The 6,841-nt window shown below is 66.4% G+C and carries 7 protein-coding genes and 2 pseudogenes; 5 read left to right on the plus strand and 4 right to left on the minus strand.

What is annotated here, in order from left to right:
- Window positions 1–132: 132 nt before the first annotated feature.
- The 5 genes and pseudogenes from ACTG9Q_RS31680 to ACTG9Q_RS31700 all read left to right on the plus strand — a co-directional run bounded on the left by ACTG9Q_RS31680 (window position 133) and on the right by ACTG9Q_RS31700 (window position 3,840).
- Window positions 133–429: a hypothetical protein gene (locus tag ACTG9Q_RS31680; protein WP_455576629.1), complete on the plus strand. Its 297-nt coding sequence runs from the start codon at window positions 133–135 to the stop codon at window positions 427–429.
- Complete coding sequence (locus ACTG9Q_RS31685) at window positions 426–1,028, plus strand: RNA polymerase sigma factor (RefSeq protein WP_455576630.1); 603 nt, start codon at window positions 426–428, stop codon at window positions 1,026–1,028. Before ACTG9Q_RS31680 ends, ACTG9Q_RS31685 begins: the two co-directional genes overlap by 4 nt.
- A gap of 1,007 nt (window positions 1,029–2,035) precedes the next feature.
- Window positions 2,036–2,206 (plus strand): annotated as a pseudogene (locus ACTG9Q_RS31690) (helix-turn-helix domain-containing protein); the annotation flags it as partial.
- Between the two features lie 450 nt (window positions 2,207–2,656).
- A complete protein-coding gene (locus ACTG9Q_RS31695; protein ID WP_455576631.1) occupies window positions 2,657–3,292 on the plus strand; it encodes a hypothetical protein in 636 nt (211 codons plus the stop codon).
- 398 nt (window positions 3,293–3,690) lie between these two features.
- Entirely contained in the window at window positions 3,691–3,840 is a 150-nt protein-coding gene (locus tag ACTG9Q_RS31700; RefSeq protein WP_455576632.1) for a transposase, read from the plus strand.
- On the opposite strand, the gene ACTG9Q_RS31705 is transcribed toward ACTG9Q_RS31700, so the two are convergent.
- From ACTG9Q_RS31705 to ACTG9Q_RS31720, 4 genes and pseudogenes are all read right to left on the minus strand, one after another.
- Window positions 3,837–4,334 carry a tetratricopeptide repeat protein gene (locus ACTG9Q_RS31705; RefSeq protein ID WP_455576633.1) on the minus strand — a complete coding sequence of 166 codons (498 nt, stop codon included), beginning with the start codon at window positions 4,332–4,334 and terminating at the stop codon, window positions 3,837–3,839. The genes ACTG9Q_RS31700 and ACTG9Q_RS31705 overlap by 4 nt on opposite strands.
- A 24-nt stretch (window positions 4,335–4,358) precedes the next feature.
- Window positions 4,359–4,961, minus strand: a complete 603-nt coding sequence (locus tag ACTG9Q_RS31710; RefSeq protein WP_455576634.1) for a hypothetical protein — start codon at window positions 4,959–4,961, stop codon at window positions 4,359–4,361.
- Window positions 4,934–5,932: an NB-ARC domain-containing protein gene (locus ACTG9Q_RS31715; RefSeq protein WP_455576635.1), complete on the minus strand. Its 999-nt coding sequence runs from the start codon at window positions 5,930–5,932 to the stop codon at window positions 4,934–4,936. Before ACTG9Q_RS31715 ends, ACTG9Q_RS31710 begins: the two co-directional genes overlap by 28 nt.
- A gap of 798 nt (window positions 5,933–6,730) precedes the next feature.
- Window positions 6,731–6,841, minus strand: a pseudogene (locus ACTG9Q_RS31720) (IS5/IS1182 family transposase); the annotation flags it as partial.

Consider the following 6,841-nt stretch of genomic DNA (forward strand, 5'->3'; position numbering starts at 1 on the left):
ACCTCATGCCACGAAGTCGCCCGCCTTTTCCGGCCGCTTGACCTGCCCCGCCGCGCGGACTGAGCACTCCTCCACGGCTTTCACTCGAATGGAGTACTGCGTGTGGGGGGCTCGGCCGGCGATGAACCTGTCATGCGGAACAGCATCGATGACGGGCAGGTGGATGGTGTGAGCGGTGGTGAAGTGGCCGGCTTCGCGGGTGCGGTGCTCGAGGGTGGTCGGGGTGTGCGGCGGTTGGCCGAGGTGGTGGTGGACAACCGCGGGCGCACGATCCGGGCTCGGGACCGGGGGTTGACGATGGTGTCGTTGGTCGACAGCGTCGCCGCCGGGGATCTGCAGGCCGAGATCCAGGTGCGGGAGCCGGACGGGGCGAGTTGGTCGATGAAGCTGACCGGCGGTCCCGCGGCGAGGCAGGCGCGCGAGCAGTGAGTCCGGAACTCCCTGGGCAGGAAGGCGGCGAGCTGCGGCTCGCCGCCTTCCTGCGGGCTCACTGGACACCCCTGTACCGCTACATCGTGCGCAGGGTCGGCGACCGGCACGCTGCCGAGGACGTGCGGCAGAAGACCGCGATGGCGTTCGCGGTGAAGTGGCGCGCCGACGGCGGGATCGACGACGCCGAGACCGCGCCGCAGCTCTACGGCATCGCCGCGCACAAGATCGCCGACCATTTCCGCGCGGTCAAGCGTGAGCCGACGGTGCCCTTCAGCCACGCCTTCGGCCGCGGCGAGGACGACGCCGACGGTGAGGACCGGCGGGTCGAGGCCGCCGACCCGGCCGGGGAGGACCCGCTCGTCGCGGTGCTGCGCGAGGTGGACCTGGCCGCCGCCGGGATCACGATGACCCACCGCCAGCAGCAGGCGCTGGAGCTGTGCTACCTCGACGGATTCGGCCAGGAGCAGGCCGCGCAGATCATGGGGATCTCAGTCAGCGGCCTGCAGAAACACCTCGACGCGGCCAGAAAACGGCTGGAGAAGGCCAGATCCGTCTACGGCATGCCCGAGACCGGCATCACGAAGGAGGCACGATGACCACCCCCGAGGACCACACCCCGCAGGACTTCGATATGGCCACCCTGGACGCGGCCATCGCGTCCCTGACCCCCGAGCAGCGGCAGGCCGAACTGCGCCTCGCCGACCAGGTCGCCCTCGGCCTGACCGCGTTCGCCCTGGGCGAGGAGCACCTCGGTCGCGGCGACCTCACCGGCGCCCGCCGCTGGCTGGGCGTCGCCACCCGCTACGACGCGCCCGGCGCGCCGGAGACCCTCGCCGATGTGGACATGCTCATCAACCTCGTGCGCACCCCCGAGATCGAGCGCACCGCCGCAGGCACCGCGCTGCACAGCGACCCGGACACGGCCGAGACCGAAGGCATCGACACCGCGAACACCCTGGCCGACGCCGCCACCACGCTTCGTGCGGCCGAGAAGGTGCTGCGCCAAGCCGAAGAGCAAGCCAAGCACATCCTCGACGCGGCCAACACCCGCGCCGACCGGATCGTGGGCGAGGCCAGGCACACAGCCGAGCAAACCGCCACGGTTCCAACGCACTTCGGCGCCGAGCTACGCAGGCTCCGCCACTCACATGGATTGTCCTTGAACGCGGTGGCCAAAGTCCGTGCCGACCTCGACCGCGCCCGCGCCCGCGTCGAAGCCGACCGCGCCCGCGCCGACCGCCTCCGTGCCCAGTTCCTCAACTACAACAAGTGGTACCGGTCGAAAGTCGAGAGCGGCGTGAAACCGCCGGACCTGACGCTGGCCCGGCTGTGCGACCGGGAGCTCGGGGGTGATTACCAGCTCAGGGTGGCGTTCCACTGCGATTCCGTCCACCGGGGCGCCTCTGTCGAAGCGGCCGCTTCCCCGTCTCTCACCCCGGTCTACCTCACCTCCGTCCCGTACCCGGACCTAGGCCGCGCGGGCGACCCCCTCTCGACGTGGCTTGTCGTGAGTGAAACACCGGGATGGCAGGCGCCCGTTGTCGCGGACCACCCGACCGGAGACCGGGGGGCGCTGCCGGTGGACTGGCCGGGCGACGCCGCGCCCGTGCTCAGCGACTCCGAGCGCCGGGTGGCCGAGCTCGCCGCAACCGGCCACACCAACCGCGAGATCGGGCGAGCGCTCCACATCACGGTGAGCACCGTCGAGCAACACCTGACCCGCGTCTGCCACAAGCTCGGCGTCAAGAGCCGGGCCGACCTGCCGCACCATCTCGCTGCGGGGCAACTGTCCAGTTACGACACTGGCCCGCTCGCTCGGTTCGCTGACCTGTTCAGGGAGTATGTCGACGGGATTTCCGACCGACCGACCCGGGGCGGACCGGTGAATCCCACGCCCTTGCAGCGACGAGAGGAGATCATGCCCGGCCCCGTCCTGCGTGAAGCCCTGGCAGAGCTGAACACCGGGTCGCGAACGCCGCCGGGCCTGCAGGTCGCAGCCCGCACCACCGCGACACGTGGTCCTGCGGGCTCAGTGTTGAGCGCCGGTTCCGCCGGTTCCGACTGAACTTGGCGGGTGGTCACGGGCGGGGCGCGATCTGGATGGGGCCCGCTGTCACGGTGGCGTCGAGCAGCCACAGGCCGCCGACGAGCAGACCGACGCAGGCGGCGAGGACCACCGCGGCAGCGGGAGGAGAAGGCAGACATCAATCTGGGAGGTGCCAAGATGGTTCATCCATTGAAGCGGCAAGCTCGATTAAGGCTGAGACGGTCGACCGGCGTCAGGTCGAATAAGTCAACTGCGAATACCATTGCGGATGCCCGCTGGTCCGTTGTCTTCACTTCCATCCTCTCCTTGGTTTCCGCTCTAGCGGGTGCCGTGGTCGGAGGACTCATCGCGGCTGGTTCGAATGAAGATATCAAGGCTGTCGAAATGGTTGAGCAGCGTGCGGAACAGGCAAGACAAGTTCGCAGTGGAGTGTATGAAGGCTATTTGACATCCGCCGACCAAGCGAACCGGTTAGGTGAGCAGTTGTCGAGATGTTATCTCAATGCGCCCGACCCGACCGCCGCGCAGCGGCGAGATAACCCCATATGCGAACGAGAGCGTAACGCGGCGAATCTAGCGTTGGAGGAACTCCACAGGAAGACGAACCCCCTGCAAGTCTACGGAACGAGTGAAGCACTGAACATCGCCTGGGAAATTATCCACGGACTAGGAACCTACTGGCCTCAATTCAATAAGTGGACCTCTTCTGCACCTGCGGCGGCCGGGGCGAACCTGTACTATGGTCGACTGGCCGGTGAATTTAGGACGCAGATGTGTCGTGATGTTAGCCCCATTCCCCGCGAAGACTGCTGAGGTGTATATCAGTCGGGATTCCTGGGCGGGCCTGATCATGGACCGGGCCCTGATTCCTCCTGTTGGCCTGCTCCGTCCGCCGGGGTTTCTGCTGGTCGGCGCCCGGCACAACCTGGCGGTGCGCATGTGCGGTCCCGACCTCGACCAAGGTCAACGACGGTGGCCACGCGCTGTACCCGTCCTACAGGGCGATGGCCATCGCCAACGGCGTCCACCCCGACGACCCGGCCCTCACCCGTGCTGCGGGTGCCAACGAACACGACTGGGAGCCTGTCCCCGCCGACCAGGGGCGCACTCACCGGCAAGGAGAAGCCTTGACCACCCCCGACGGCCGGAACCACGAGTTCGGGAACCGGACACCCTGACCCCAGACAGCGGTCCGGGGAAGGATGTCCCCCGTGTCAGGCAGGTCGAAGTACCCCGAGCAGTTCCGCACGGACGCCGTCGCGTTGACCCGCTCGTCGGACCGGCCGCTGCGGCAGGTCGCTCGCGAGCTGGGCATGAACCACGAGACCCTGCGTAACTGCCGCGGCCCTTCAACGCCCTAGATGTTCTGGTCACGTAGCTGGTGGTATCTGGTGAGCGCGTTGAGTACCAAGGGATGGTCGAGGGCCAACACTCCCAGTTGGTCGTCCACGAGTTGTTTGAACTCGGCGATTGCTCCGGCGTTGTCACCCGACATAGCCCTCCAGTGGGCGAGGATGTTACGGGAGGCGAACGTGTCGGGGTGGTGGGGGCCCAGTACTCGCACTCGATCGGCCAAGAGCTGCACCAGCTCGGCCAACGCGCCTTGCACATCTCCCAACTCACCTCGTGAATGGGCGAGGTCGTGTCGTGTGATGAAGGTGTTGGGGTGGTCAGCGCCCAGTAACCGGAGCCGATCGGCCAACAGATGTTCCAACTCCACCACAGCTCCAGTGAAATCCCCTGCGAGCCCTCGCCAATGCGCGACGTTGTGCCGACTGCTGAGAGTGCTGTGGTGGTCCGGCCCCAACACCCTTAGCCGGTCGACCAGGAGTTGTTCGTACTCGTTGAGGACCACCTCGGCACCGGCGTGCGCACCACGCTAGTGAGCGAGGTTGTTCCGAGTGGTCATCGTGAGCGGGTCGTCCGGCCCGAGCGTCCGCAGCCTGTGGGCGAGCAGGTACTCGTACTCGGACGCCGCCTCTTCGGTGTCGCCTGCATCGCCCTTGGAGTGCGCGTAGGCGGCCCGAGCGCTCAGCGCCCAAGGATGATCGGGTCCGTGCACTGCGACGGCTCGTTGGTACAGAGTCGAGAAGTGCTCGGCGGCGTCTGCCGCGAGTCCTTGCTCTCTGAGGCTTTGCCCGGTGCGGAACAGCACCGGGTGGACCGTGGGGTTGAACAGTGCGCTGGAGCTGGCCAGCTCCAGCGCACTGGTGTTGGCGCGGAGCACCGCGCCGATCTCGGTCAAGGTGTCGATTGGCGGCCAGATGTCGACGAGTGAGGTGGCCGCCACCCGGGAACTGGTCGCCAACGACTCCGGGTGGAAGAGTTCTCGAACGACGCGTTGGACGAGTCCGTGGATGCGGATGGTGTCGTCGACGTCGTCGTGGGTGAGCAAGTTCAGCCGGTGCAGCACTCGAATTCCGTGGTGGGCCGAGAGCGCTTCCAGTCCGCTGCTCAGAAGAAACGCTTTGCTGGTGAACACCGCCCCGGGGATGCCGTTGGGGGATCCAGCAGCGATGCGATCAGCAGCATCCGCATCGCGGAATCCGGTGCGAGGCGTTCAGCGAGCGGAACGGAGAGGGACAGCGTGATGTGCACCGGTGCGCTGTGATGTGCGGACAGGTCTGACGGGTCTTCGTGGAAGACGGTGTGCAGCGGCAGGTCTCGGAGTCGTCGCCGGTACTCCGGCACGGTGATCGCTTGGTCGCGGAGGAAAGCGACAGCGTGGCTGAGCGCGAGGGGAAGATGATCGAGGTGAGTCGCCAGTCCGTCGAAGTCCTCCTGTGTCGCCGGGTGTGTGAGGTCGGTCAGTTCTGCGTCGAGGTGCGCCCGGGACTGCTGCGCGGTGAAGGCTTGGAGCGCCACGACGCGGCGTCCCGAGCCTTCCAGGGCGTTGCCGCGATACCGGGTGGTGACCACCGTGCGGCCGTAGTCGGTGGCCGGGGGCCAGAGGCCGCGGGAATCGCCTGGCGTGGCCAGGTCATCGAGGACGACCAGCCACCTGCGGGTCGTCGTTGTCAGCCACTCCAGAAAAGTCTGAGCAGCCTCATCGGGATCAACATCTGCGGGGGCTAGCAGAAGCTTGGCTGCCGACCGGCCATAGGCGGCCCTGATGCCGTCTCGGGTTGCGGCGTTGGCCCACACGAGCAGGTCAATGCCGGTGGGATGAGCGGCATCCCGAGCATGGGCAGCGGCGATCTGGGTCTTGCCGACGCCCGCCATCCCGGAGATCACCACTGTTGTCACCAGCGGTAACCCGCTTACGCAAATGGCTCCGTACCCGAATAGGGCATTCAGGTCGACCTGTGCAGACCGATCGATGTAGTGGCCAGGTGCGGAGACCGGGATGCCCACCCGCACCGGCCATTCCACCTCAGGACGGTGAGCATGATGGTGGACGCCGATGTTCACCGGCCCGCCAATCACACCCGCCTGGATGACGTGTCCAGCCACGGTGGAGTTTTCGACGCTTGATCTCGTGCCGGACAGAGGTGCTGGGACCTCGTCGGATCGATGCTGTGGAGGACGTCGTTCCCACCAAGTCATACGCTCACCACGATCGGCATCCTTGCGTTCTTGCGGGCCGCCGAAGCTGCCCATGGTGACGTGGGCACGATTCTACAACATAATTCGAGCCAAACTCGATTACCCCCTGCGACGGTCTGCTGGTGGCCGGTGATCAAGGAGTGGTCATCCAACCCAAGAGCCGCGAGCGCCTTTCTGGGACAGCGGCCCGGCCCGAGGGATGACGCACACGGCGCCACGATCACCCAAACAGCACAACCATTAGTGACACGCGCGCGTGGTACCAATGTCCTCCAACCGCTCGCCCAGCACGCAGTCCCCAACGGCGTCCGAGTAGGAGCCCGCACCCGCCAGGTCCCGGACCGGTCCGGGACCTGAGGTGAGCGGCAGGCTTCAGCACCGGACGGGCTGGGCGGTCGAACATACCAACATTCTTGGCCACCGCTTGACCGTGATGCCCAGCAAAACCGCGTGCCCAGATAGCCGACAAGAGGTGCCGTAGCGGAGGCGTGGGTTGAACTATCGTGGCCAACGTGACCGCACCACCACCGGGGTTCCCCTCCGAGTTCAGCCAGCGCTTCCTCAGGCTCACCGCTGAGGCTGACGAGATGTTCTTCGGTCTAGACGTGCTGAGTGGCTTGGTAGAAGGCATCAACGAACACCGTCGTGAGCACGACAGCGACAGGCCCTTCCGCACTCTGGGCCCGGCACTGCTAAGAGCTCCTGTCAGAATGAGTAGAGGCGTCGGTAGCAGATCATCGCGCAGCCCAGGGACAGTAATCCCTGATGCAGGTCTGCTCGTCGTTCCCAGCGGGTGCGTAGGCGTTTGTACTGGTG

The sequence above is a fragment of the Actinokineospora lacus genome (genome assembly GCF_053813445.1).